Consider the following 1,873-nt stretch of genomic DNA (forward strand, 5'->3'; position numbering starts at 1 on the left):
GAGGGGTGGTGGGAGGGCGCCGCGCTCGGGTGTTGGTTTGAGACTCCGGCTTGGGCTCACGGGACTGGAGGGCAACCGAGGTCCAGAGGTGCTGAGCGGCGTACGCGCGCCACGGGCTCCATGCTTCGGCGCGTCGCAGCAGCGCTTCAGGCGTGGGCCGTGGGCCTCCGGCTTCCGTCGCGGCGCGAAGCAGGGCGACGTCGGAGGCAGGGAAGGCATCTGGCTCCCGGACGGCGCGGAGGGCGATGTATTGGGCGGTCCACTCGCCGATGCCGGGCAGGCGCGTGAAGCGGGCCACGGTGTCCGCGAGCGACGGCCCGGGCTGGAATAGCGTGGGATCCGCCACGGCCGCCGCAGCGAGCTGGGAGAGCGCCCGGGCCCGAGCGGCCGGCATGCCCATGCCGGTGAGGTCCGCCGAGGCGAGGACTTCAGGGCGAGGGAAGGCGCGCTGGAGCCGGACATCACCGGTGAGCGCCGGATCCAGGCTCTCACCTTTCGCGTCCAGGAGCCGCTGTCCCAGCTGCCGCGCGGCGATGGTTGTCACCTGCTGGCCCAGGATGGCGCGGACCGCCAGCTCGAAGCCGTCCCAGCCGCCCGGGGCGCGAAGGCCGGGCCGGGCGGCGAGGAGGGGCGCGAGCAGGGCATCCGTCGACAGGTGGGCACGGATGGTCTCCACATCCGCGCCCACGTCGAAGACACGCCGGACCTGGGCGACGACGGAGGGCAGCATCCGCACATCGCTGACACGAAGGGTGGCGCGCAGGGCGTCGAGCCCCGGTGCGGGGGACACCTCCACGGCGCCCTGGCCCCAGGCATTCGTGAACGTTCGCAGATAGCGGCCGGGCTCGACGTGCTCCATGCCGGTGAGGGCGCGGGCCGTCAGCCAGGCCACCATCGCGCCCCAGTCATAGGGCGGCCGGTAGGGGATGAGGAGCGTCACCTCGGGGCCGGCGGACGTCACGGGAGCCGTCTGGGAACGGCGGAGGGCACCCGGAGGCCGGCCGTAGAGCGACTGGAAGACGGCGTTGAAGCGCCGCACGCTGCCGAAGCCGGCCGCGAGGGCGACCTCGGCCATGGGCAGGGAGGTTTCGTGGATGAGCTGACGGGCGAAGAGCACGCGGCGCGTCTGCGCCACGGCGACCGGTGAGGCACCGAGGTGTTGATGGAATAGCCGCCGCAGCTGCCGGTCCCCGACGCCAAGCCGGTCCGCCAGCACCTCGACGCTGGCCTCGTCGGCATCCAGCAGGCCGTCCGCGATGAGCGCCAGTGCGCGCGCGACGGTGACGGAGGTGCCGCGCCAGGGCGCCAGGGTAGGGGACGTCTCGGGGCGGCAGCGCAGGCACGGCCGGAAGCCCGCTTCCTGGGCCGCCGCGGCGGTGGGGTAGAACGTGCAGTTCTCGAAGCGGGGCGCGCGGGCCGGGCAGATGGGGCGGCAGTAGATGCGCGTCGTCTTCACGGCGGTGAAGAACCGCCCGTCGAAGCGGGAGTCCCGCGTCGTCAGCGCGCGGTAGCAGGCGGTGGGGTCCAGGCCGTCCATGGGGTGAAGGTCCCACGGCGGGCCCTGGATGTCTGGCCGTTTTCGGACGTGGACGTTCCGTCCCTGGGGACAGGCCTGTCGGCCCGCCTACCACCTCACCGTCAGGGCGGTCGTCCTCCCGTGCTCGACCGTCGTGGTCGTTTCGTGATGGCCCAACGCGGCGTGCTCCAGCCGCACCTCGACCTTCGTTCCATCGACCCGGACAGCGGACGTCGGGGACATGCCCACGAAGGCGCCGTTGATCCACACGCGGGCACGCGGGATGGCGATGACCTGGAGCCGCGTGGGCTCCGACGCCACGGGAGGTGCGCTCCATCCCCTCGAACGACCGCCGCC

At 73.0% G+C, this 1,873-nt stretch carries 2 protein-coding genes; both read right to left on the bottom strand.

Going from position 1 to position 1,873, the window contains the following annotated elements; all coding sequences use genetic code 11:
* Positions 1-1,537 (bottom strand): AlkA N-terminal domain-containing protein (locus tag D7V80_RS40865; protein WP_233586100.1); only part of this gene is annotated, 1,537 nt, incomplete at its 3' end.
* Positions 1,538-1,624: 87 nt separating this feature from the next.
* On the bottom strand, positions 1,625-1,873 hold a 249-nt coding region (locus D7V80_RS40870; RefSeq protein ID WP_233586101.1), incomplete at its 5' end, for a PEGA domain-containing protein.

Source organism: Corallococcus sp. CA054B (assembly GCF_003611625.1).
GTDB classification, from domain to species: domain Bacteria; phylum Myxococcota; class Myxococcia; order Myxococcales; family Myxococcaceae; genus Corallococcus; species Corallococcus coralloides.